The following is a 23,309-nucleotide window of genomic DNA, read 5'->3' on the forward strand; positions in this document are numbered from 1 at the left end:
GGCGCGGGATGCTCTTGGCCATCGACTGCGGCAATACAAACACGGTGTTTTCCATTTGGGACGGGCAGGAGTTCATTGCCACGTGGCGCACGGCGACCGAATGGCAGCGAACGGCTGACCAGTATTACGTCTGGCTATCGACCTTGATGAAGTTCCAGAAGGTCGAGGCAGACATCACCGATGTAATCATTTCCTCGACTGTGCCGCGTGTGGTGTTCAACCTGCGTGTGCTCGCGGACCGCTATTTCAACACAAGGCCAATGGTGGTGGGGAAACCCGAATGCTTGTTGCCCGTTGATGTGCGAGTGGACGAAGGCACCGCCGTGGGGCCCGACCGGCTGGTGAACACGGTGGCGGGATATGATCTTTATGGGCCGGACCTGATCGTGGTAGACTTTGGCACTGCTACAACCTTTGACGTGGTCGCGGCAGATGGTGCCTATGTCGGTGGCGTGATCGCCCCCGGCGTCAATCTGAGCCTGGAAGCGCTGCACAATGCGGCGGCCGCTTTGCCCCATGTAGACATCACCCAACCGCAGCGCGTGGTGGGGACGAACACTGTGACATGCATGCAATCAGGGGTTTTCTGGGGTTACGTTGGGCTCGTCCGTGAGATATGTGCGCGGATAAAGGCGGAACGAGAGCGCGATATGCGCGTTGTTGCGACCGGAGGGCTGGCCCCGTTGTTTCAACAGGCGGCAGACCTTTTCGATGAATATCAAGATGATCTTACGATGCACGGCCTGACCGTGATCTATAAATATAACAAGGAATTAGCTGACAAATGAGCAGTGAAAGATTGATCTATCTGCCCCTCGGTGGGGCAGGTGAAATTGGCATGAATGCCTACGTCTACGGGTACGGAAAGCCCGGCAAAGAGCGACTGATCGTCGTCGATCTGGGCGTTGCATTTCCCGACATGGACGGAAGTCCCGGCGTTGATTTGATTATCGCCGACATTGCATGGCTGGTTGAGCGGAAGGACCAGATCGAGGCGGTGTTCATCACTCACGCCCATGAAGACCACGTCGGCGGCGTTGCCCATACTTATGCGCAGTTGCAGGCACCGATCTACGCGCGAAAGTTCACCGCCAACATCGCCAAGCGTAAAATGGATGAACATGGGCATCCCGATGATGCCGTGACCGTAGTGGGGGCGTGGCCCGAGCAGATTTCTGCGGGCCCCTTCACCGTGGGCTTTTTGCCGATTTCGCACTCCATCCCCGAAAGCTCCGCATTGGTGATCGACAGCCCAGAGGGCCGCGTCATCCACTCGGGCGATTTCAAGATCGACCGCACACCCGGTGTGGGCGAGGCCTATGACCCGGAGCTTTGGGCAGACGTGTGTAAGGATGGCGTGAAAGCGCTGGTTTGTGACAGCACAAACGTCTTCTCTCAGGATCCAGGCCGGTCAGAGGCAACTGTTGGCCCGGCCATCGAAGAGCTGGTGAGCGCCGCTGACGGTATGGTCGTCGCAACCACCTTTGCCTCTAACGTGGCACGTGTGAAAACGCTGGCTGTCGCCGGCGACAAAGCTGGACGATCTGTTGTGCTGCTTGGTCGCGCGATGAAGCGCATGGTCGAAGCATCGCTTGAGACGGGCGTGATGAAGGATTTCCCGAATGTTGTGAGCCCTGAAGAGGCACGCGGCATCCCGCGCGAGAACCTGATGCTGCTGGTTACCGGATCACAAGGTGAGCGCCGTGCGGCATCGGCCCAACTGGCCCGCGGCAAATATCAGGGGATCGAGATGAAAGAGGGCGATCTGTTCCTGTTTTCGTCCAAAACAATCCCCGGCAACGAAAAAGGCGTTATCCGTATCATTAACCAGTTCTCTGAACGTGGTGTGGATGTAGTGGATGATTCATCTGGCAATTACCATGTTTCCGGTCACGCCAACCGGCCCGATCTGGAAACTCTGCACGACGTAGTCAAACCACAGGTGCTGATCCCGATGCACGGCGAACACCGCCACCTGCGCGAACACGTCAAAATTGCGGATGCACGCGGGATGACGGGGGTTCTGGCCGTGAACGGCATGATGATCGACCTCTCGGGCAACCAGCCGAAGGTTGCCGAATATGTTGAGACAGGCCGCACCTATATCGACGGCTCTGTCCAGATCGGGGCGCTTGACGGTGTCGTGCGCGACCGTATTCGTATGGCGCTGAACGGTCATGTGACTGTGACCGTAATCCTTGATGATGAAGACGAGCCGCTTGGCGATCCTTGGGTGGATGCCATGGGCCTGTCGGAGACCGGTAAGTCGGGCGCACCGTTGGTTGATGTGCTCGAAGAGGACCTGAGCCAGTTTTTGGGACGCTCCAAAGCGGCAACATTGCGCGATGACACCAAGCTTAATGATGGCTTAAAGCGTGTTGTGCGGCAGTCGGCGCAAGAAGAGATCGGTAAGAAACCGGAAGTAACAGTGGTGGTCAGCCGTCTGAGCTGATCCTTTCACGACACTGAAAAAGAAAAGGCCTCACAAATTGTGAGGCCTTTTTGCGTAGATAGGAAGCGCTTAGCTGCTTGGACGGTCTTCGAAGCTCAGCTCGATGAACTCTGGCGTGTGATCGCCCAGGCCGACAACCTTGTTGCCGCCGCGGTCATTGCCGCGCCCGCCACGGTTGTCATTGCGGCTGCGGCTATTGTCGCGGCCCTTGGTGTCATCGCGACCTTTGTTCTCTGTCTGGTTGCGATTGTTGTCGCGGCCACCTGACTTACTCTCGGACTTCGCCTTGGGGGCTTCGGTCTTTTCGGTGGCAGCGGCAGATGCGGTCTTGTCATCGGTCGATGCGGATTGGTCAGCGGCCTCAGACGCAGTCGCCTCAGACGGATTGCTGTCTTTCGCACTGGCTGGCTTGCGGCTGCGTGACCGTGACCGCTTGGGCTTGTCACCATCTTCTGACGATTTCGCTGCTTCTTTAGGTTCTGACGCTTTATCGCCGCCCAATGGATTGTCGAGGCGGGGGATCTCGTTTTGGACCAGACGTTCCACATCCGCGAGGTTCTTTTCGTCCCGCGCGGTGCAGATCATGATCGCAGTACCATCGCGCCCAGCGCGACCGGTACGGCCAATGCGGTGCACATAGTCTTCGGCATGGCTTGGCACATCGAAGTTGAACACGTGGCTCACGGCGGGCACATCCAGCCCGCGTGCGGCAACATCAGACGCGATCAGGAACCGCAGGGACCCTTCGCGGAAACCGTCTAGCGTCTTGGTACGCTGGCTCTGATCCAGATCACCGTGGATCGGGGCGGCGTCATAGCCGTATTTCTTCAACGATTTCGCAACAACATCCACGTCCATTTTGCGGTTACAAAAGACGATCGCGTTCGTGCATTTATCGCCCTCTGCATCGATCAGCGCGCGCAGGACTTTCCGTTTCTCTGTTGCTTCGCGGTCTTTACGCGATGCTTTGAACATCAGCACACCTTGGGTGATGTTCTGGTTTGTGGTCGCCTGACGGGCGACTTCGATCCGCTCAGGGTTGCTAAGGAAAGTGTTGGTGATCCGCTCGATCTCGGGTGCCATCGTGGCAGAGAAGAACAGTGTCTGGCGGGTAAAGGGCGTCAGGCCGAAAATACGCTCGATATCGGGGATAAAGCCCATGTCGAGCATACGGTCGGCTTCATCCACAACCATAACCTTCACGTCATTCAGGATCAGCTTGCCGCGCTCGAAGTGGTCAAGCAGGCGGCCCGGTGTAGCGATCAAGACGTCTACACCTTTGTCGATGAGCGTGTCTTGTTCCTTGAACGAAACGCCACCGATCAGCAGGGCTTTGGTCAGCTTTACGTGTTTTGCATAGGTGTCGAAGTTTTCCGCAACTTGCGCGGCCAACTCGCGGGTCGGGCAGAGAACAAGCGAACGTGGCATGCGCGCGCGGGCGCGGCCACGGGCCAGCATGGTAATCAAGGGCAGAGTGAAACTTGCAGTCTTGCCAGTGCCGGTTTGGGCGATCCCGAGAACGTCGCGACCCTCAAGAGCAGGGGGGATAGCACCCGCCTGAATCGGGGTTGGTTCGGTATAGCCTGCCTCATCAATAGCTTTGAGGACTTTAGGGCTGAGCTTCAGATCAGAGAATTTTGTCATATATGTCCGGTTTTGGCGGACACGATCTGGCCCGCTTCATCTGTCATACCGGCCCGCATGGCCCTTGGGGCGGCTTCTGCCGCGATATGTTGCGCCCGCATACCAAGTTGCCGCGTACCCGTCAAATAGATCGCTGTTTAGGAAGTAAAGTCAGGGAAATGCTTGGCCAATGTGGTATTTAGGTCAAGATTGGCCAGTTTTAGTAAACCGAAATCCGCCAGACGCTTCCGAAGCGCGGGCGTATCTGCGCAAACCTCATCAAAAAAGTAACGCAGACCTACTGTGCCGTCCTCGGCTTCAATCATGGCAAGCAGCTCGTGCATCGACACCCCACCTTTGTCACGGGGGCGGTTCGGAGCCAAATCTGGACGATAGGATCCTTGCGTGTGCCGGTAACGATAGGCCGCATACCATGCGTCCCAACTGCTGGCGTGACAATGGGCAAGGTCGATGCCGTCCGTATCCTCTGGCCCCGTCAGCATATCGTCGTTCTGGAAAGCGTTGTGTATCTGGATGCGGGCACCCTCAATACCAGTGCGGACAAAGACCTTACCCGCCAGATGGCTGAGAAATCCGCCTTTGATGTAATTTCCGTAAGTTGGATACAACGCGTCTACGGTTTTCTCCCGACCGGGACCGTTCGGGACGAATGCCTTGAAATGCGATCCGTCCCCTGCAAGCTGCTCCATCGGGCGGATACGGGCGATGGTCTGACTGTCAGGCAAGGTCGACAGAATATCCGATACCGGACGCTCCGACACCAGAAATTCGTCCACATCCATGTGGATCATCCAATCCACATCGGCCCGACGTTTATAGGCGTGGGTGGCGTTGCGGGATTGGCGAACCTGATGTTTCTTCGGACGCTTGCCGTTCCACCAGGCATCATCACATAGGGTGGGCCGTATTTTCGGATGGGCCTTGAGTGCTGCGAAAGCCGTTTTGTTATCATCGTCGAGATAGATATAGAGCCGGTGTGCACCTGCATCCAGATGATAGGCCGCAAAGCGAAGAATGTCCGCCGTGGGAGCGAGGATCGTAGCGCTGATCCCCCATGTCTGCATCAGACCATCATCTCTTTGGTGGCGGTCAGGCGCACGTCCGGATAGTCCCGCTCGACGCGGTCGATGTCCCATTGCAAGCGTGTCAGGTAAACAATGTCGCCATCATGATCATGGGCGATATGCTGCTTGTTGCTTTCCGTAAATTTTTCAACAGCTTGCCGGTCGCCGTTCACCCATCGGGCCGATGTGAACTGGGACTGCTCAAACCGCACTGGCAGGCCGTATTCCAGCTCGATCCGGCTGGCCAGCACTTCGAATTGCAACTGCCCCACAACACCTACAACAAAGCCCGAACCGATAGAGGGCTTGAATACCTTCGCGGCACCTTCTTCTGCAAACTGCATCAGCGCCTTTTCTAGATGCTTGGCCTTGAGCGGATCGCCTGCTCGGACGCCTTGCAGCAGTTCGGGCGCAAAGGACGGGATGCCTGTCACACGCAAAGCTTCGCCTTCGGTCAAGGTGTCACCGATGCGCAGCTGCCCGTGGTTCGGAATGCCAATGATGTCGCCTGCCCATGCTTCCTCGGTCAGTTCACGGTCAGAGGCAAGGAACATCACGGGATTTGTAATCGCCATGGGCTTCTTCGTGCGCACGTGCGTCATTTTCATGCCGCGCAAAAAGTGGCCGGAGGCGAGGCGAACAAAGGCAACGCGGTCGCGGTGCTTGGGGTCCATGTTGGCCTGTACCTTGAAGACAAAGCCTGAAACCTTTGTTTCTTCTGGCAAAATTTTCCGTGGCTCTGCGGATTGTATCTGCGGTTCCGGCCCAAAGGTTGCGATGCCCTGCATCAATTCCTTAACGCCGAAGGAGTTGATAGCCGAGCCGAACCAGATCGGCGTCAGCGATCCTTCCGCCATCAGTTCAGCATCCAGAGGGGGCATCAACTCGCGGACCATCTCAAGGTCTTCGCGCAATTTTTCCAACAACTCGGCGGGAACGTGTTCAGCCAGCTTTGGATCGTCCAAGCCGTTGATCTCTACCGATTCAGCGACCTTGTTACGGTCGGCGCGGTCCATCAGCTCCAACCGGTCGCGCAGGATGTCATAGCAGCCGATAAAGTCGCGGCCGACGCCGATAGGCCAGCTGGCCGGCGTCACATCAATGGCAAGGTTCTGCTGGATTTCATCAATGATTTCAAAAACGTCGCGGCTTTCGCGGTCCATCTTGTTACAGAAGGTCAGGATCGGAAGGTCGCGCATCCGGCAGACCTCGAACAGTTTCTGTGTCTGGCTTTCCACGCCCTTGGCACCATCAATCACCATAACGGCCGCATCCACCGCCGTCAGCGTGCGGTAGGTATCTTCGGAAAAATCGGAGTGACCCGGTGTATCCACCAGATTGAAGCGGAACACAGTATCCTTGTTTGTAAAGTCGAACGACATGGCAGAAGCGGAGACCGATATGCCGCGATCCTTCTCCATTGCCATAAAGTCGGATCGCGTGCGGCGTGCCTCACCTTTGGCGCGGACCTGTCCCGCCATCTGGATCGCCCCGCCGAACAACAGAAACTTTTCCGTCAGCGTGGTTTTCCCCGCATCGGGGTGGCTGATGATGGCAAAGGTACGTCGCCGCGCGATCTCAGGCGGAAGTTCGGGGCGATTGTTGTTTTGATCCAGCATCTTGCGCGTTAATCCTGATGTGATGGTTGCCTGGAAGGCAGCAAGGTGGCGCACGATGCGTGAGGGATCACGCCGCGCAGGCCGCGCGTACACATACCCTACACACCGGCGAGAGCAAGTGTTTGGCACTGCGGCGCGCCGTGATGCCTGCGGACCGGGCAAGAACGCAGCCAAATTTCCGATGGACGTTCGTCTGTGCCGCTGCTAATTTTTCCCTGCGCATTTGCGGGCTTCCTTGCTGTAACCAGTGGGACAACCTGCCGGATGGAACGCTTTGACGTGCCCGATATTTACGGTGCACGCGTTTCTCCGAAGAAATGATTTTACGCGCCGATTGATAAGGAATTTTATTATGTGGACGGTTTATACAACCAAAGAAGGCGACACGATGGATACCATCATCGCCAAGCTCAAGATCAAGGACCCGGCCACGGTTCTGATCCACAAAGACAACGCGAAGCTCAAAAAGGACCTGAAGGCAGGCAGGCCTTTGCCGAAAGGGACGAAGGTGACTGTGCCCGATCCCAAGGCGAAGGTGTATGTTGTCAAAACAAGGTACGGCACTGAGTACATGGGCGAAAAGGCCTATAAGGAGTACATGAAGGTCGTAAATGCCAAGATGGACGAGGTCGCGTTCAAGCTTAAGCAGCAGATGACCGGCGCCACGACGCGGCACGACTCGCAGCGCAAGATCAATTCGGATCAATGGTTTGTTGCGGCAGTTCTGGATGTGGCGAGCCGGATCGAGGAGCCGACAAACCGCAAACAGGCCGAATCCGCGCTGAAGAAAGCCCAAGGTTATGCGAAATCGCGAAATCACGCCGCATATGACCGGGAGATTGAAGCGCTCAGTGTGATCATTGCCACCTATGAGCGGGACGTGAATGCATGGGTCGAGGGGCTGATCGGTGCCGGAACCAGCACTATTCAGGTTCTGGAAGGCGTAAAAACCGTCGGCATGGTTTGCGGTGCGGTGGCTGCGACGACCGTAATTGCGCCTGTGGGTCTGGCAGCGGGTGTCTTGACCGGTGCCGCTGTCGGCGGCGGCACACAGCTGGCCTACGACGGGTTTGACAATATTGGCCGGGTGGCTGCGGGTACCAAAGTGAGATCCACCGGTGAAAACCTCAAGCGCGCGGCGGGGTCTGCGCTGGCTGGCGCGGCAGGTGCCGCAGTTGTCGGCGTCATCATGAAATACGCCGGTCCCCATATCATCAAATTCGCCACCTCAAGCAAATTCGTTCAGGCGCAGGCAAAGAGGGTCCTTTCCCGGGCGCCGATCAATCTGAACAAGATTTTCTTTAAGGAGACAGAAGCGGTAATGACGAAGCTAGGCGTCACAACCAAAGATGCCTTCCTCAGGGCGCAGCCCGAAATTCTTGTCACGGCACTTACCAAGTTCTTTCTGCGTTCCTCTGCGGGCGCGTTGAACAAGTATATCGGCACAGGTGGATTGATCAAAAAACACATCATTGACTGGATCGCAGGGGATGAAAAACGCGTATCCGGATCAAACCCGGAAACCACGGCCAAGTCTTTTGCCAACGACGTCGTAAAGTCCGGGAAAATAGACGAGGTTTATGACGATTTGATCAAGACCAACGAAAAGACATTCACTAAAATTCTACAACAGGAACTTAAAGTTGTCGCTTTGGCAGAGCTGAAAAAGCAAAAAGCCTGATTAATTGGCGAACAAGGTGGCTGACTGGCGGGCAGGGTTGCTCGCCATCAGTCCTACCGCGAAGACGCCTTGCGCAGCAGCTCTGCGGCATCGGGGCGATCCAGTAGGGCTTCGTTCACATCCAGACCGGCATGCGGCAGGTCCGAGTGTCCCGGGATCACATCGCCCATGCTGGCAGAAAGGTCTTCGGGCAGCACAGATTTGGTGCGGGTGTCGATCAGCATTGTCTCAGCCGCGATACCTTCGGCATAGATAATCTGGTGGCTGTCGAACAGCAGCTGGAAATAGTCGACAAAGCCACCGTCCATGATCGTGACGGTGTAGCCGTTCACCAGATGGCGTGCCTTGACCAGTATCTCGGACTGGCCCGCGCCCAGTTCATCACTCCGCTGATATATAAACAGCCTGTGATCGGGGCTGACGATCAAGTCGTTTTCATTGTGCAGGGTGCCTGCGTGAATTTTGATCGGGGCAAACTCACCGACGGCACGGACAGTTGACTGACCGATCCAGCGGATGGCTTGGGTGCCGTCGTCACGTGTCAACACGCGGTCACCTACTTTCAGGTCTTCGATCAGACGCTGCTCACCCGAGGACAGGGTGATGTGGGTGCCACGGGTGAAGGACACACAAGCAAGCTGTGCGAATTTACGTTGCGCAGTCTCTGTATCGATGCCGACAAGCCGGTATTCAACACCACTGCTCAGGGCCGTGAGCGGCAGCATGAAGATGCCAGCAATGCCTGCATCCTCGTCCACTTCAACCAGCACCAGCACTTCATGCGTCATGCCGTCAGGCGACATAAAGCTGAGCGCGCAATCCAGGTGAAGTACCGCCTGCGGTGTGCCGATCTGTGTGCCTTCTGCGACGCGAAAGCGGGTGCCGTCGAGCGGAAGCACAGCAAGGCGTTGCGGATCCTCGCCGAAAGGAACCTCATAGATGTCATCGAGCAGCAGCTCGGACGCGATGGTCAGTGCGTCGCCCATGTTGGCACCATCGGTGCATTGGATATCTTCGGCCCTGTAGACGGGCAAACTTTGAGCAGGAGCAGGGCGGGCGCGGGCCATAGGGCACCTCGGATCTGGCGGTTTCAGGCAAAGACCTAAGCTAGAATTATGGCAGGGGTTGGTCAAGCGTCCGGTGTTTTGCTGGCGCTCCAAGACGGGCATGATAGGTCTGGGAAAATAGCATAAAGGAATCGACAGATGGATTTGGGTATCAAGGGAAAGAAGGCGCTGGTTTGTGCGTCCTCAAAGGGGTTGGGTCTTGGCTGTGCAGAGGCGCTGGCAGAGGCAGGTGTTGATCTGGTCATGAACGCACGTGGCGCGGAAGCGCTGGAATCGGCCGCGGAGCATCTGCGTCAGGAATATGGTGTGACAATCACGACCGTTGCAGCAGATGTGGCGACCGAAGACGGGCAGGCGGCGGTGATCAAGGCTGCGGGAGACGTGGACATACTGGTCAACAACGCGGGCGGACCGCCTCCGGGCATGTGGCAGGATTGGGACCGCGAGGATTTCATCAAGGCGCTGGATGCCAATATGCTGGCCCCGATTGCGCTGATCAAAGCGTTGGTGCCGGGCATGATGGACCGAGGCTGGGGCCGTGTGGTGAACATCACCTCCCAGTCTGTGCGCGCGCCGATCGGAGTGCTGGGGCTTAGCAATTCGGCACGGACAGGGCTTACGGGTTATGTCGCGGGGACAAGCCGCCAAGTGGCGGGCAAGGGTGTGACAATCAACAACCTGTTGCCCGGCATTCATGCGACGGACCGCGCTGACGCGTTGGACGGTGCAGTCGTGAAGTCGCGCAACATCACGCTTGAAGATGCGCGCGCCGAACGTGCGTCCACAATTCCTGCTGGGCGCTACGGGACGCGGCAGGAGTTTGGCGCAGCTTGTGCGTTCCTATGTTCGACCCATGCAGGCTTTATCATCGGGCAGAACCTGTTGCTTGATGGTGGTGCGACCAACATCACAATGTAATGGCAGAACGCTTTTCCCTCAAAGACCATTTGTTCAATGCCGACACCGTGGGGCGTCTGGCGGCGGAATATGCCGCCGGCGTGCCCGGTTTCGACGCAGCACGGTTTGAACGTGAGGCTTTGGCGGGATTTGCAGAACGTGAACTGTTGGCACGTCTGGAATGGATGGCGGATTGTCTGACGCCGCAACTGGCTGCGGACTTTCCGACTATGGCGGAGCAGTTGGAGGCGGCGATGCCGCCGCCGCTGGACCCGGGCTTGCGCGACGACGACTTCGGACATTTTATCCACGCGCTGCCGGGCATTATGGCGGTGCGACACGGATTGGAGGATCACCGCGAGCGGGCGCTTGACCTGCTCCATGCAGCAACGCAGCGTTTCTCGATGGAGTTCTATATCCGACCTTTCCTGAACCGCTGGCCCGAAGAAACGTTGGCACGGATGACGGTCTGGGCAGAAGATGACAACTACCACGTGCGCAGGTTGGTCAGCGAAGGATCGCGGCCGCGTTTGCCATGGGCAAAGGCCGTGCAGTTGGAATTGGGGCAGCGCGTGCCGTTTCTGGAACAGCTCCATGCGGACAAGACGCGCTATGTGACACGCTCGGTTGCCAATCACCTTAACGACATCGCCAAGACCGAGCCGGATGTCGTGATCGACCTGCTGCGGGGCTGGGCTGTCGCTGGGCGGCAGGAGACCAAGGAGCTGGCTTGGATGACGCGCCACGCTTTGCGCGTATTGGTCAAACAGGGCCACGCTGAGGCGCTGGAGTTGCTGGGCTACCGGCGCGATGTGGCGGTGGACGCCGAACTGTCGGTCGGCGCGGATGTCGTGCGCATCGGAGAACAATTGGAGATGTCCTGCGTCCTGCGGACCACCGAGGATTTGCCGGTGATGGTGGACTACCGGATTATTTTTGCGCGACCCGGTGGCAAGCAGGCCGAAAAGGTATTCAAGTTGAAGGCGGCTGATGTCAAGGCAGGCACACCGGTGACCCTATCAAAGCGGCACAGACTAAAAGGGGATGCGACGACCTTCACGCTCTATCCCGGACCGCATGAAATTGTCCTGCAAGTTAACGGCCGTGATGTGGCTCAAACCACGTTTGAGCTCACGGAATAATCACATTTCCGACAACGGCTGAGTGCTGCGTGGCGATGTGCCGCGTGCTGCGGTATCCAACCCGAACGCAATTCCGGTAAAGGCCACTTCTCATGCAAACCACTGTTCTGATTGCGCTCTTCGGAGCGATCCTCATCGCGTCTGTTCTGGCGGCACCGCGCCGCACCTCGGTCGAGGGGTTCTTTGGCGGGCTAGGCACAACAGGTGCCACACCGGGCCTTTGGGTGCTGGTTCTGAGCCAGGTGACGACGTGGATATTTGCACGTTCGCTGATGAATGCAGCCATTTTGGGGTACTACTACGGGATTGCCGGCACCTTGGCCTATGCGGCCTACTACGGGTCGTTCCTGACAGGCGGATTTATCGTCGGGCGTTTGCGGCAGCAGGGCGCGGGGTCGGTACAGGACTGGCTGGGCGCGCGGTTCGGCGCAGTCGGCAACGGTTGTTATAATCTGGTCATCGCCTTGCGGCTGTTGTCAGAGGTTTTTGCCAATCTGCTGGTGGTGGGATTGATCTTTAATGCTTTGCTGGATGGAAGCGGGACCACGGCAATCATTATCGTTGCTGTTCTGGGATTGGCCTATTCGGCTTGGGGCGGGTTGAGTGCGGCGTTGCGGACGGACGTGCTGCAAATGTTGGTGTTTCTGGGCGTCTTTGGTGCCGCATTTTTCGCGTTGGTGATGTCGCCCGGGTTCGATTTGGGTGCCGTGTTGACCGCACCGGGGGCGTCCGGCCCTTGGAACGGCTGGGTGCTGCTGCTGGTGGCACTGTTGCAGGTGTTCTCCTATCCGGCACATGACCCTGTGATGATGGACCGCGGGTTTATCGCAGACGAGGACACAACTCGTGCATCGTTCTTGCATGCCTTCTGGATTTCGACGCTGTGCATCATCGGTTTCGGTTTTTTCGGCATACAGGCCAGCTTGGCCGGCGCCGCTTACGAGGGTGAATTGATCGGGACATGGAGCGCGATGTTTCCGGCGTGGATCTTTGTCGCTTTGATGATCTCCCTTTTGGTATCGGCGTTGAGCACGCTGGATTCGGCGCTTGCATCAGCATCGAGACTGGTGGTCGAGGAATTGCGGCTGGCCCCGCGTACTTTGAACGGCGGACGCATGGTGATGCTGGGCTTTATGGTCGCAGGCACCGTCCTGACGCTTTGGGGGAATGCGACATTGTTTGACGCGGTTGCTGTGTCGGGAACCGCGTCGATGTTTCTTACACCGGTGCTGGTTGTCGGCCTTGTGATGCGTCGCGAAGTGGCGCTTTGGGGCTACATGGTTGCCTTTGCGGCTGCAATTCTTGGTGCCTTTATGTACTTCGCACGCAGTTGGTCTTGGGTCGCTGCCATGCTGCCCGACGGCCATAAATACGAGCAGCTTCTGGTCATCTGTATCGCCGTATTGGCTGTCGGCTTTGCCGGAGTGCTTGCGGGGATGAAGCGAGGCTGATACCTCCACCTGAGTCATTCTATCGGGTATTTATGTCAGCATCAGTTCCACGGCTTGAGATCAAGGACCTGCGGCGCAGCTACGGCGGGCGTGCGGTTGTGGACGGAGTGTCGTTACAGATCATGCCAGGGCAGGTGACCTGCCTGCTGGGGCCGTCGGGTTGCGGGAAATCTACGACCCTGCGGATGATCGCCGGTGTCGAGATGCAGGACAGCGGCACGATCCACGTGGATGGCAACCTGATCTGCGACACGGTGTTCCGTGTACCGCCCGAGCGGCGTGAAATTGGCCTGATGTTTCAGGACTTCGCGCTTTTTCCGCATCTCAGCGTGGCCGACAACGTGGCATTCGGCCTGAAAGGCACCAAAGCGGAAAAGCGGGTAAGGGTGGAAGAACTGCTCAAACGGGTGGATCTCTTGCGGTTTATTGACGGCTATCCGCATCAGTTGTCCGGCGGCGAGCAGCAGCGGGTGGCATTGGCCCGCGCCTTGGCCCCGAAGCCGCGCATCATGCTGATGGACGAGCCGTTCTCGGGCCTTGATAACCGCTTGCGCGATGGCATTCGCGACGAGACGCTGAGCATCCTGAAGGAAGAGGACACAGCTGTGTTGCTGGTCACCCATGAGCCGGATGAGGCAATGCGGATGGCTGACGAGATCGCTCTTATGCGGGACGGTGTTATCGTGCAGCAGGGTGCGCCCTATAACGTCTATACGCGGCCCTTCGACCGGGCTGCTGTCGCCTTCTTCTCTGATGCGAATGTGGTCGAAGCGGTGGTGCAGGGCGCGCTGGCGCAGACGGCATTTGGCCGGTTTCTGGCCCCCGGTGTTGCAGATGGCACTGCGGTCCAGATCGTGTTTCGACCTCAACATGTCAGAATCGATTTTGACCGTGCTGGTCGCGGACCTAACCCAACGGCCAAGGAAGGGACGCCCGCCCGCGCCGTGGTAAGCCGTGCGCGGTTTATGGGATCAGAGAGCCTTGTCGAGTTTGTGATGGATCACGATGGATCGACCCTGCGGGCAACGGTGCCGAATGTGTTCCTGCCCCAACCCGGTGCAGTGATGTGGCTGACCATTCCGCGTGACAGGTGTTTCGTGTTTCCGATGACCTGACCAAAGGCCCTTGCAGGGCAGACCGAAAGGGAGAGACTGATGGCTGAGACGTTACTTGTAGAGTTTGGCATGGGGACCTCCCTGCGGCGGGGGGACTATACCCAAGCAGCAGAACGGGCAGTGCGGGATGCGCTTTGGCACAATTCCATTAACTTGGCAGAACTGTTCGGCTTTGAAAAATCCGCAATGCAGATCACCGTTGATGTGGGGGTGCAGCAGCCTGACCGCGTCGATACGGACACGATCAAGGCTGTTTTCCCTTATGGCAACGTCAACGTCCGCGTCTCCAAGGGCGGGCTTGATGTAGCGCGGCCGGTCGGGCAGGAGGGCGAAGGACATCCGACCATCATGGCCAATGTCGCGTTGTCTGTCGGTTTCAATATGGAGCAGGCTGATGGCTGATCTAAGTAAAATGCACCGCATCATCATCGAAATGGGCATGGGTAACGACCTGCACGGCATGGACTATACAAAAGCCGCTGCCCGCGCGATCGAGGATGCTTTGCGCCATTCATCGCTGCCCTTGTTCGGCGTTGCAGGTCTTGGCCATGACGAAATGCGTGTGCAGGTCACAATCGGTGTTCAGGAACCTGACAAGCTTGACCTCGAAACCCTGACCGCCAAATTGCCACGCGGCAAGGCTACGGTAAGCGCTGTTGTGGGCGGGCTGAATGTGCCGACCGGTGGTGACACCATCGTGGTCGCACAGGCAAGTGTTGAGGCGTTCTTGCCGCCTCAAACGGGGTGGCAGGTGACGTCCTGATATCCGCAGCAGCTATAATGGCGCGTGGGATGCTTCGCTGCGGGCTGCAAAATCGGCAAGCGTTCTGCCCGGTGTGTCGACAAACAAGTCTGGCAGCGCTTCAAGGCTTTCAATCAAGTCCAGCCTGAATACTTCAAAGTCGCGGCTTAGCTCGCACCATGCGGTCAGCGTCCAAACGCGGCCCCAATACTCCATATGCAAAGGTCGGACTTTCCGTGTCGTGACCGTTCCATCCTGATCGGTATAGGTGAGGCGTACCTTTTGTTGCGCTTTGACCGCAGAGCGCAGCAGAGGCAAATGCGCCAGATTGCGTGTCGGATCCGTGAAGGCATGCAAGGACGGCTTCCATGCTTGTGCCTGCGCCATGTCATGCGCAGGCAGAACGGCATCAATCTTTTCGATCAATGTATCTGCAGCGGCTTTTAGCGTGTCGTCGGCCGCTTGTCCGACAATCGCAAGCCCGAGATTCAGAGCCTCCAGTTCTGAGGGAGTTAGGCTGAGCGGGGGCAGGGTGTAACCGGGCGTGATCCTGTAGCCGATGCCGCGTGCGCCTTCGACCGGCACACCCGAGGCCTGAAGGCGGTCCATGTCGCGATAGATTGTCCGCTCAGACACATTCATGGTTGCAGCGATGTCGGCAGCACGGTGCAATCTTCCGTCACGCAGCAGGGCCAGAATTTCGAAAAGGCGGTCTTGTCGGCTCATTCTACTGACATAATGCTGTCAGTAGCGTCCAACAACCCCTTTTCGCGGCGGTGTTTTCTTAAGTTCGGACAGTGATTTGGGGCAATCCGGCTTGGCCTGAACATCATAACAGCCCTAAACCTAAGCCCGAGACGTGCGGGACCACTCCGTGCGAAGACAGGAGAGACAAAATGTTGAACAATATCGGATTGCCCGGCATCCTGCTGATTGCGGTTGTTGTACTTGTGCTGTTCGGGCGCGGAAAAATTTCCAGCCTGATGGGTGAGGTCGGCAAAGGCATCACCAGCTTTAAGAAAGGCATCAACGAAGGCGAGAAAGAGCTGGCCGACGACAAGGATGTCGTCGAAAGCGAGATCGTAGCAGACAGCGACACGACCAAAGATAAGGTCTAATTCATGTTTGATCTGGGCTGGACCGAACTTCTGGTCATTGGCATCGTGGCCTTGATTGTCGTGGGGCCCAAAGATCTGCCGATCCTGTTTCGCAGGGTAGGGCAGTTTGTGGGCAAGGCCAAAGGCATGGCGCGAGAGTTTTCATCTGCGATGAACGACGCGGCCGATGAAAGCGGGATGCGCGAGATGTCATCGTCGCTGAATAACTCGTTGAAGGCTGCCACCAATCCTGTTGGCTCTGCGATGGATGGTGTCAAATCTGCAGCCAAGTCGCTGACGGATATCGATCCAAACAGCGAGACCGGCAAACTGGCGGCCAAGCGTGCCGAAGATACCAAGAAAATTCAGGCGGCAACCGCGCGAGCGGCTGCAGAGCGCAAGCAACGTGAAGCCGTAGAAGCGATGTCCAAGGCGGACGCGCTGGATGCGGAGATCACGCCCGCAGCGGCCAAGCCCGCCGCAAAACCTGCCGCCAAAAAACCGGCAGCGGCGAAAAAGCCTGCGGCGAAGAAACCCGCGGCCAAAAAGCCAACTGCCAAGAAAGCGCCGCCCAAGAAAACCGCTGCGAAAAAAGAGTAAATCATGAGTGCCACGGACGATATCGACGACAGCGCTGCCCCGCTGATTGAGCATCTGGCAGAGCTGCGCACGCGGCTTATTCATTCGGTGATCGCGTTTATCATCGGGATGGTGATCTGTTTCACCGTCTGGAATCCGATATTCAACTTCCTGACCAACCCTTTGTGTTCTGCAATGGCCGAGCGGGGGCAGGAAGATTGCGGTCTGATCCTTATCAAGCTGCAAGAGGGCTTCTTTGTCGCTATCTCCATCTCGCTTTTGGGCGGGTTGGTTCTGGGTTTTCCTTACATCAGCTACCAGTTGTGGCGGTTTGTGGCACCGGGGTTGTACAAGAACGAGAAGGGCGCGTTCCTGCCGTTCCTGATTGCCTCACCCGTGATGTTCTTTATCGGTGCGTCGTTCGCCTTCTATGTGGTGACGCCGCTGGCGTTTGATTTCTTTCTGGGATTCCAGCAAGGGTCGTTGACCGGTGACGGATCCGAACCTGTGGCCAACGGTGTTGCGGGGATCGCGTTTCAGGGTTCTGCGCAAGAATATCTGAGCCTGACGATCAAGTTTATTGTGGCCTTTGGTCTGTGTTTCCAGCTCCCGGTGTTGTTGACCCTCATGGGCAAGGCCGGATTGGTCAGTGCCGAGGGGCTGGGCAATGTGCGCAAGTACGCCGTCGTAGCGATCTTGGTTCTGGCGGCTCTGGTGACACCGCCGGATGTGATTACTCAGGTGATCCTGTTCGTGGTGGTCTACGGTCTTTATGAAATTTCGATCCAGCTGGTCAAAAGGGTTGAGAAGACCCGTGAGGCCAAGCTGCGCGCCGAAGGATATTACGACGACGAAGACGACCTGATGGCCGAATTCGACGATGACGAAGGCGAGTTGAAGTAAGCCCATGTCGATGATTGATGATCCCATGGACCGCATTGCGGCAGCGCTGGAGCGGATGGCTCCGGCACCGCTGGCAGCCCCTGATTTTGATGCCGCGTCCGCCTTCGTCTGGCATACCGATCCGGATCGGTTGGAACCTGTGACAAAGGTCAGCCGGGTTGATCTGGAGCTGCTGGTCGGGGTCGACCGCTCGCGCGATACGCTGCTTCAGAACACACGGCAATTCGCTGCCGGCTTGCCCGCGAATAACGCGTTGCTCTGGGGGGCGCGGGGCATGGGAAAATCAAGTCTGGTCAAGGCAATACATGCAGATGTTCATGCGACACATGATGCTTTGCGTATTGTCGAATTGCAGCGTGAGGACCTGCCGTCTGTGGGCAGGCTGTTGAACCTTTTGCGCGGTGCGCCGCAGCGTTTCATCATGTTCTGCGATGATCTTAGCTTTGGCCACGACGATGCCCATTACAAGTCGCTCAAGGCGGTACTGGATGGCGGTATCGAAGGGCGGCCGGACAACGTCGTGCTATATGCGACGTCTAACCGCCGCCATCTGATGCCCCGCGATATGATCGAGAACGAGCGTGGATCAGCGATCAATCCGGCTGAAGCGGTAGAGGAAAAGGTTTCGTTGTCGGACCGTTTCGGGCTTTGGCTGGGCTTTCATGCCTGCGATCAGGACCAGTACCTTGCGATGATACGCGGCTATTGTGATGCGCACGGTGTCGAGATTGACGACGATACATTGCGGGCGGAAGCGATTGAATGGCAGGCCACACGCGGGTCCCGTTCGGGTCGAGTGGCATGGCAGTATTTTGTCGATCTTGCGGGTCGCAAAGGCGTCTCCCTAAGCAGCACGTAAGAGGCAGGACGCCTCGAACGCGCGCAGGCAAGGGGCGGCTTTCTTGCCATATTGCGCCAGGTCCGGAAAAAGCTCGGTTATTTCGGCGCGTGCTCGCGGGTTTACGCTTTGCAGTGTCATATCGCCGGGATATAGGCTTTCGGTCCAGATCCCTTCGGACATCACAAGTTCATGCGCGTCAAACAGGATGTGATAGTAAGTGACTGTGCCGCCCGTCTTGCGGTAGACGCCATCGTGGCCCAACAGGTCAACGGCACGGACAAGCACTTCTTCCTGACCGAACAGAAGTTCGGCCCGCCAGTCGTTCAGCAAAATCGCGTGCTGTGGAGAGACAACCAGATCGCGATCATTGCCGAGCGTGCCCTTAGTGATGACAATCGGGGCCAGATCACCCTTTGCCACTACGGTGGTTTTGCCAATCCACGCGATGGGTTGGAGGCCCCCATCGCGCGTTTCCACCATATCGCCCGTGTCCAGCTCCTGAACCGGGATTGTGTGGGACCCTGCTGAGATCAAAGTCCCTTCCGCAAAACATACAATGCTTGCCCCGAGGTCCACATGTGCGATGGAATCGAGGTTATCAACGATGCCACCAATGGTCAGGTTGGTGTCGGCAGGTGGCATGCCATCGGGAAAGATCAGGAAATACCCGTCTTCGCCTGCGTCGTTCAGATCATCATCGTTGTTAAGGTCAACGTCGATAACCGTGACGCGCCATGTGGTCGTGCCATCGGTGACCGTAAATGTGTAGTCATAGATGATCTGGCGGTCGATGCCGCCGATTTCGGTGGTCTGCTGACCAATGCCACCAATCTGTTCTTGTGCTGAAACCTGTTCGTTCGTGGGGTCGCCGTTAAACCGACTTGCCCCAGTGTTTTCGTCCACGACAAAATAGGTGTCGGGCCCGGTATAGCGCCATGTGCCGCCGACAGGAGGACCAAAAGCATAATCCTGCGCGGCACCGTTGACAGTGCTTTGCGTGCCGAAAATTGTGTTCGTATAGCCGAAATGTTCGGGCATTTAACAATCCAATCGCGCTTTCTGCGTTGGATTGTTTCTATTTGCGAAACCGGGCTGCCTTGCGGCGGAACCCGCTCATTTGAGGCAAATGAGAGGCGATTTGAGGGTAATTCGACCTTTTGGATAACCAAGGGTAGTAACAGCAGGTTTTTGCCTTCGGCCTTGGTTCAACCCGTCAATTGATGAAGTCGCTCGGGTCCACGCTGTCAAAGCCCTGGCGGACTTCGAAGTGCACATAGGCATCGGTCCCGCTGCGCAGCTTAGCGATTTGCTGCCCACGGCCCACGCTGTCACCCTTGGCGACGTTTACGTCCGTGACGTTTGCATAGACGGTCAGCAGGTTGCCGGTGTGGCGTACCACCACAATCGGTATGCCTTCCGCGCTCTTGGTGATTGCAGCCACCGTGCCGCTGTCAGCGGCTTTCACAGGCGCTCCATCTGCGGCCTTGATGTTAATGCCTTCGTTGCGGCCTTTCGCATAGCCGCGGATGATGCTGCCCTGCACGGGTGTCAGCATCTTTGTCGCTTTTGCGGGCTTGGTGGTGGTACCCACATCTGCAACCGGCTTTGCTGGTGTTGCGGCGGCAGCCGCGGGAGTGGGAACAGCCGTGTCATCTTGCGGCAGCGGTTTGGCTGCCGAGGGTGGTGTTGGTGTCGGCGTGCCGCTGCCGGGCAGAGTGGTCGCAGCGACTGCGGTCGGCGCAGGTGATGCCGTGCGCGCAGGCGGGTTTTGTTTTGGCACCGGAATCAGCAGGAATTGCCCTTCACGTACGGCAAAGTCCGCACCAAGGCCGTTCCAATCTGCCAAAGCCTTGACAGGAACGCCATAAAGCCGCGCGACAGTATACGCCGTTTCACCCCGTTCAACCTTGTGGCGCACAGGTTCTGTACCGGTTTGCGCCGCAGGGGCGGGAGCGGTGGCCGGCGGCAGGGCGGCGGTTTGTACACCGGGAGTTGCCGGAGAGCGATCAATCGCACCACCTGCAAGGGACGTTATATCTACCGGCTTGATCGGACCTGTCGTTGCCGCACCTGTCGCGGGGGACGGTTCCGCCACACGTCGGGGCAGGGCGATCACTTCGTCGCGGCGCAGTTGTACACCGGCGTCGATGCCGTTGTAGCGGGCGAGCTGGTCCGCATCGATACCGACACGGCCAGCAACATCAGCCAGCGTATCGCCGCGCCGTGCGACAGCGACCTGATAATTCGGGTAAGAGATTACGCCGCGGTCATCCGGACGGGGACGGTTAGCCAGAGGGCCCGTCGCCGCATCCGCCGTGGTGAACCCACCGCCAAGTCCACGCAAATCGAAATCGAGAGGCTGGTCGCCGCAAGCCGACAGAAAAAGGGCACTGCCCGCTGCACATAGGGTCAGGTGCGCACGACCGCGCAAGGGGGTGATCTTCATCTGCTCGTCCTCGTCAACAATACATCCCCGTGTCCTCCGGGGTTCGCGCGCATGTTAACCTATTATCCGTCTTTGCCCAAGCCCTCGAGCAGCGGAACAAACCGAACCGAGCGCATTTCGTCATATTCCAGCCCATCTGCGGTCTTACGCACACGTATAAGGTGCTGAACGGCATCGGACTGCCCCACAGGCAGCACCATGATGCCGCCTTCCTTGAGTTGTGCCAGCAAAGGGCCGGGTGGGTCTTCGGCGGCGGCGGTCACGATGATGCGGTCGAACGGCGCTTGTTCGGCCAGACCAAAACTGCCGTCAGCCGTGATGGCGGTGATATTGACCAGATCCATGTCGGCAAAGATCGCGCGGGCTTCATGTACCAGACGACGATGCCGGTCGATGGTATAAACACGGCGGGCAAGCTTGCTGAGGATCGCGGCCTGATAACCGGAGCCGGTGCCGATCTCCAACACCTTGTCACGCGGGCTGACCTCGAGTGCTTGGGTCATCATGCCGACAACAGATGGCTGGCTGATGGTCTGGCCGCAGGCAATCGGCAGCGGCATGTCCTCATAAGCACGTTCGGAAAACAGACCCTTGATAAAGGGACCACGGTCCACGGCTTCCATGGCACCCAAGACCCGGGCGTCTGTGACACCTTTAGAGCGCAGCGCGTAAAGAAACTGCATTTTGCGTTCCGCAATGCTGTCAGCGTCTTCGTTCATATAGAGATACCCGACAGGCTGTCGAGCATGTCATGGGCTGTCAAATCGGCGCGCATCGGGGTGACCGAAATATAGCCCTCAAGGTTGACTGCGGCGTCCGAGCCGGGGGCGGTCTTGACCTGCTGATCGCCACCTTTGATCCATGAGAAACGCCTGCCGGAAGGAGCGGTGTGGGCCTGCGTGCCAAATACCACGCCAGGACGGCGTCCTTGCGCAGACAGCCGCGTGCCTTTGACGTCGCCCGCAGGAACCGGCGGGAAATTGACGTTGTAGAAAAGGCTGTAGTCGGCAGTTTCTTCAGGTGTTGCGTCAAGAATACGCGAGATGACGTCAGCACCGTGCTGCGCTGCTGCCTCGAACGGATCATCCAGATCGCGGTTCGCGGGGCCGTAGTATTGCGAAAGCGCGATGGCCGGCAATCCTTGCAACGCGGCTTCCATCGCGCCGCCAATTGTGCCGGAATAAAGTGTGTTCTCGGCCGAGTTGTTGCCCCGGTTCACGCCGGACAACACCAGATCGGGACGGGTGTCTGCCATAATATCATGCAACGCAATCAGGACGCAGTCCGCAGGTGATCCTTCGGCGGCAAAGCGGCGCGGACCAAGCTCTGACATGAGGGTAGGGTGGACGTAGTTGATACAGTGGCCGACGCCTGACTGCTCAAACGCGGGTGCCACGGTCCAGACTTCGCCGTTTTCGCCCGCAAGTGTGGTGGCAATCGCGTGCAGAACCTCAAGTCCCGGTGCGGTGATGCCGTCGTCATTTGTGATGAGAATGCGCATGATGTGCCCCTTTGTCCCTTGATAGGTGAGGGGCGCGCGGGCGGCAAGCTTGTGTTCGGGCATTTGAAAAAGGCGGATGCGTCAGAGTTGCGCCAATACCGCAGCGGCCTGTTTGTGACAGTCCGACAGACCCGTGCGGTCTTCGCCCGGGAAAAAACGCGCACGGGTCGCCGTTGGCATGGGCGCGGGGGTAACGATTTTCACTTTCGGTCCGATGTTCGTCGTCTCTGCGGCCCAAGCACGGGCCAATGCGATTTGCGCGGCTTTGGTTGACGCATAGGCACCAAAGAATTTCTGTCCTGCGCGTGGATCGTCAAAGAACACGGCTTGGCCGGTTTGCCCCAGCAGTGGCGCAACATAAGAAATCAATGTCGCGGTCGCCGTGACATTTCCAGCGACCGATTTCGCCATGTCTTTGGCGTCAATGTGATCTGCCGGTGCCATGGGTGCTGCGTGAATGGCCGTATGCAACCACAAATCAATAGTACCCCAGCGGTCATGGATGCCACGGCATAGGACTGCCATCGCGTCCGCGTTTGTGATGTCCATGGGGGCCAAAGTCGCAGAACCGCCTTTCGCCTGAATGCGGTCGTCCAGCTCTTCCAGCGCGCCTGTGGTGCGTCCCACCGCGATGACGTGATGGGAGGGGCTAAGCGCTTCGGCGAGGGCGGCCCCGAGGCCACGGGATGCGCCGGTGATGAGAGCTGTTTTTGTCATGCGAGGGATGTGCCTGCTGCACGGCGCGGGGTCAAGTCCCGCATGGGCAATCAGGACGCAGGTAGACGCAGGGTTTTCGTGCGGTTGCCGTGCGAAAGAACGATGTAGTCTTCAGCGATGGCAGCCACTGTATCACGTTGCACGCGGTCGCCGGTGCGCACAGTCATGCTGTTGCCATCGGGTGTGCGGATCAATGCCTGCAAGGCGCTGGAGCTGCCGAAAATGCCAAGCAGAGCGAGCGCGGGAAGCTTTGCCTTTTCGGTGGCGAGTTTTGCGATGTTGGAGGGCGTTTCAGAGCTGGTCATAGTCGATTTGCCTTGTGTGCACGGGTCAGTGCGCGCGAGGTAGCAA

The 23,309-nt window shown here is 57.9% G+C and carries 24 protein-coding genes; 13 read left to right on the forward strand and 11 right to left on the reverse strand.

Features of this window, described 5'->3' with window-relative positions; translation table 11 throughout:
* The first annotated feature begins 8 nt into the window (after positions 1-8).
* Positions 9-788 (forward strand): type III pantothenate kinase, encoded by a 780-nt coding sequence (locus tag Z946_RS0117645; RefSeq protein ID WP_025057044.1) that lies wholly within the window; start codon positions 9-11, stop codon positions 786-788.
* Complete coding sequence (locus Z946_RS0117650; protein ID WP_025057045.1) at positions 785-2,452, forward strand: ribonuclease J; 1,668 nt, start codon at positions 785-787, stop codon at positions 2,450-2,452. Before Z946_RS0117645 ends, Z946_RS0117650 begins: the two co-directional genes overlap by 4 nt.
* 69 nt (positions 2,453-2,521) lie before the next feature.
* On the opposite strand, the gene Z946_RS0117655 is transcribed toward Z946_RS0117650, so the two are convergent.
* The 3 genes from Z946_RS0117655 to Z946_RS0117665 all read right to left on the reverse strand — a co-directional run bounded on the left by Z946_RS0117655 (position 2,522) and on the right by Z946_RS0117665 (position 6,779).
* Positions 2,522-4,096 carry a DEAD/DEAH box helicase gene (locus Z946_RS0117655; RefSeq protein WP_025057046.1) on the reverse strand — a complete coding sequence of 525 codons (1,575 nt, stop codon included), beginning with the start codon at positions 4,094-4,096 and terminating at the stop codon, positions 2,522-2,524.
* 137 nt (positions 4,097-4,233) lie between these two features.
* A complete protein-coding gene (locus tag Z946_RS0117660) occupies positions 4,234-5,160 on the reverse strand; it encodes a glycosyltransferase family 2 protein (RefSeq protein WP_025057047.1) in 927 nt (308 codons plus the stop codon).
* Positions 5,160-6,779, reverse strand: coding sequence for a peptide chain release factor 3 (locus Z946_RS0117665; protein ID WP_025057048.1), 1,620 nt, complete (start codon positions 6,777-6,779; stop codon positions 5,160-5,162). The genes Z946_RS0117660 and Z946_RS0117665 overlap by 1 nt, the downstream gene beginning before the upstream one ends.
* 352 nt (positions 6,780-7,131) lie before the next feature.
* Between Z946_RS0117665 and Z946_RS0117670 the strand changes: the two genes are divergently transcribed.
* Complete coding sequence (locus Z946_RS0117670) at positions 7,132-8,460, forward strand: hypothetical protein (RefSeq protein ID WP_025057049.1); 1,329 nt, start codon at positions 7,132-7,134, stop codon at positions 8,458-8,460.
* 53 nt (positions 8,461-8,513) lie between these two features.
* Here Z946_RS0117670 and Z946_RS0117675 read toward each other — a convergent pair whose 3' ends face one another.
* The gene (locus Z946_RS0117675; protein WP_025057050.1) at positions 8,514-9,527 is read right to left on the reverse strand and encodes a Hint domain-containing protein; all 1,014 of its coding nucleotides are present in this window, start codon (positions 9,525-9,527) and stop codon (positions 8,514-8,516) included.
* 138 nt (positions 9,528-9,665) lie between these two features.
* Here Z946_RS0117675 and Z946_RS0117680 point away from each other — a divergent pair, with 138 nt between their 5' ends.
* From Z946_RS0117680 to Z946_RS0117705, 6 genes are all read left to right on the forward strand, one after another.
* Positions 9,666-10,445, forward strand: coding sequence for an SDR family oxidoreductase (locus Z946_RS0117680; RefSeq protein WP_025057051.1), 780 nt, complete (start codon positions 9,666-9,668; stop codon positions 10,443-10,445).
* Positions 10,445-11,566: a hypothetical protein gene (locus tag Z946_RS0117685; protein ID WP_025057052.1), complete on the forward strand. Its 1,122-nt coding sequence runs from the start codon at positions 10,445-10,447 to the stop codon at positions 11,564-11,566. Before Z946_RS0117680 ends, Z946_RS0117685 begins: the two co-directional genes overlap by 1 nt.
* A 92-nt stretch (positions 11,567-11,658) precedes the next feature.
* The gene (locus Z946_RS0117690) at positions 11,659-13,017 is read left to right on the forward strand and encodes an SLC5/6 family protein (RefSeq protein WP_025057053.1); all 1,359 of its coding nucleotides are present in this window, start codon (positions 11,659-11,661) and stop codon (positions 13,015-13,017) included.
* Positions 13,018-13,049: 32 nt separating this feature from the next.
* The gene (locus tag Z946_RS0117695) at positions 13,050-14,132 is read left to right on the forward strand and encodes an ABC transporter ATP-binding protein (protein ID WP_025057054.1); all 1,083 of its coding nucleotides are present in this window, start codon (positions 13,050-13,052) and stop codon (positions 14,130-14,132) included.
* Positions 14,133-14,171: 39 nt separating this feature from the next.
* Positions 14,172-14,534 carry a Lin0512 family protein gene (locus Z946_RS0117700; RefSeq protein WP_025057055.1) on the forward strand — a complete coding sequence of 121 codons (363 nt, stop codon included), beginning with the start codon at positions 14,172-14,174 and terminating at the stop codon, positions 14,532-14,534.
* On the forward strand, positions 14,527-14,895 hold the full coding sequence (locus Z946_RS0117705; protein WP_025057056.1) for a Lin0512 family protein: 369 nt from the start codon (positions 14,527-14,529) through the stop codon (positions 14,893-14,895). Before Z946_RS0117700 ends, Z946_RS0117705 begins: the two co-directional genes overlap by 8 nt.
* A gap of 12 nt (positions 14,896-14,907) precedes the next feature.
* Here Z946_RS0117705 and Z946_RS0117710 read toward each other — a convergent pair whose 3' ends face one another.
* Positions 14,908-15,600: a helix-turn-helix transcriptional regulator gene (locus Z946_RS0117710; protein ID WP_025057057.1), complete on the reverse strand. Its 693-nt coding sequence runs from the start codon at positions 15,598-15,600 to the stop codon at positions 14,908-14,910.
* Between the two features lie 170 nt (positions 15,601-15,770).
* On the opposite strand from Z946_RS0117710, the gene tatA reads away from it, so the two are divergent.
* Genes tatA through Z946_RS0117730 form a run of 4 tightly spaced genes read left to right on the forward strand, consistent with a single transcriptional unit; the run spans position 15,771 to position 18,312 of the window.
* Positions 15,771-15,992: a twin-arginine translocase TatA/TatE family subunit gene (gene tatA, locus Z946_RS0117715; protein ID WP_025057058.1), complete on the forward strand. Its 222-nt coding sequence runs from the start codon at positions 15,771-15,773 to the stop codon at positions 15,990-15,992.
* A gap of 3 nt (positions 15,993-15,995) precedes the next feature.
* Positions 15,996-16,571 carry a Sec-independent protein translocase protein TatB gene (tatB, locus tag Z946_RS0117720; protein WP_025057059.1) on the forward strand — a complete coding sequence of 192 codons (576 nt, stop codon included), beginning with the start codon at positions 15,996-15,998 and terminating at the stop codon, positions 16,569-16,571.
* A gap of 3 nt (positions 16,572-16,574) precedes the next feature.
* Positions 16,575-17,453 carry a twin-arginine translocase subunit TatC gene (gene tatC, locus Z946_RS0117725; RefSeq protein ID WP_025057060.1) on the forward strand — a complete coding sequence of 293 codons (879 nt, stop codon included), beginning with the start codon at positions 16,575-16,577 and terminating at the stop codon, positions 17,451-17,453.
* A gap of 10 nt (positions 17,454-17,463) precedes the next feature.
* Positions 17,464-18,312 (forward strand): ATP-binding protein, encoded by an 849-nt coding sequence (locus Z946_RS0117730; RefSeq protein ID WP_025057061.1) that lies wholly within the window; start codon positions 17,464-17,466, stop codon positions 18,310-18,312.
* On the opposite strand, the gene Z946_RS0117735 is transcribed toward Z946_RS0117730, so the two are convergent.
* The 6 genes from Z946_RS0117735 to Z946_RS0117760 all read right to left on the reverse strand — a co-directional run bounded on the left by Z946_RS0117735 (position 18,298) and on the right by Z946_RS0117760 (position 23,263).
* Positions 18,298-19,332: a Hint domain-containing protein gene (locus Z946_RS0117735; RefSeq protein WP_025057062.1), complete on the reverse strand. Its 1,035-nt coding sequence runs from the start codon at positions 19,330-19,332 to the stop codon at positions 18,298-18,300. The genes Z946_RS0117730 and Z946_RS0117735 overlap by 15 nt on opposite strands.
* Before the next feature lie 175 nt (positions 19,333-19,507).
* Positions 19,508-20,740: a LysM peptidoglycan-binding domain-containing M23 family metallopeptidase gene (locus tag Z946_RS0117740; protein WP_025057063.1), complete on the reverse strand. Its 1,233-nt coding sequence runs from the start codon at positions 20,738-20,740 to the stop codon at positions 19,508-19,510.
* Between the two features lie 62 nt (positions 20,741-20,802).
* On the reverse strand, positions 20,803-21,459 hold the full coding sequence (locus Z946_RS0117745; RefSeq protein ID WP_025057064.1) for a protein-L-isoaspartate(D-aspartate) O-methyltransferase: 657 nt from the start codon (positions 21,457-21,459) through the stop codon (positions 20,803-20,805).
* Entirely contained in the window at positions 21,456-22,241 is a 786-nt protein-coding gene (gene surE, locus Z946_RS0117750) for a 5'/3'-nucleotidase SurE (RefSeq protein ID WP_025057065.1), read from the reverse strand. Before surE ends, Z946_RS0117745 begins: the two co-directional genes overlap by 4 nt.
* Positions 22,242-22,322: 81 nt before the next feature.
* Positions 22,323-22,958, reverse strand: a complete 636-nt coding sequence (locus Z946_RS0117755) for an SDR family NAD(P)-dependent oxidoreductase (RefSeq protein ID WP_025057066.1) — start codon at positions 22,956-22,958, stop codon at positions 22,323-22,325.
* A 50-nt stretch (positions 22,959-23,008) separates the two neighbouring features.
* Positions 23,009-23,263 (reverse strand): hypothetical protein, encoded by a 255-nt coding sequence (locus Z946_RS0117760; RefSeq protein WP_025057067.1) that lies wholly within the window; start codon positions 23,261-23,263, stop codon positions 23,009-23,011.
* Between the last annotated feature and the right edge of the window lie 46 nt (positions 23,264-23,309).

This window comes from Sulfitobacter noctilucicola, assembly GCF_000622385.1.
Classification (GTDB): Bacteria; Pseudomonadota; Alphaproteobacteria; order Rhodobacterales; family Rhodobacteraceae; genus Sulfitobacter; species Sulfitobacter noctilucicola.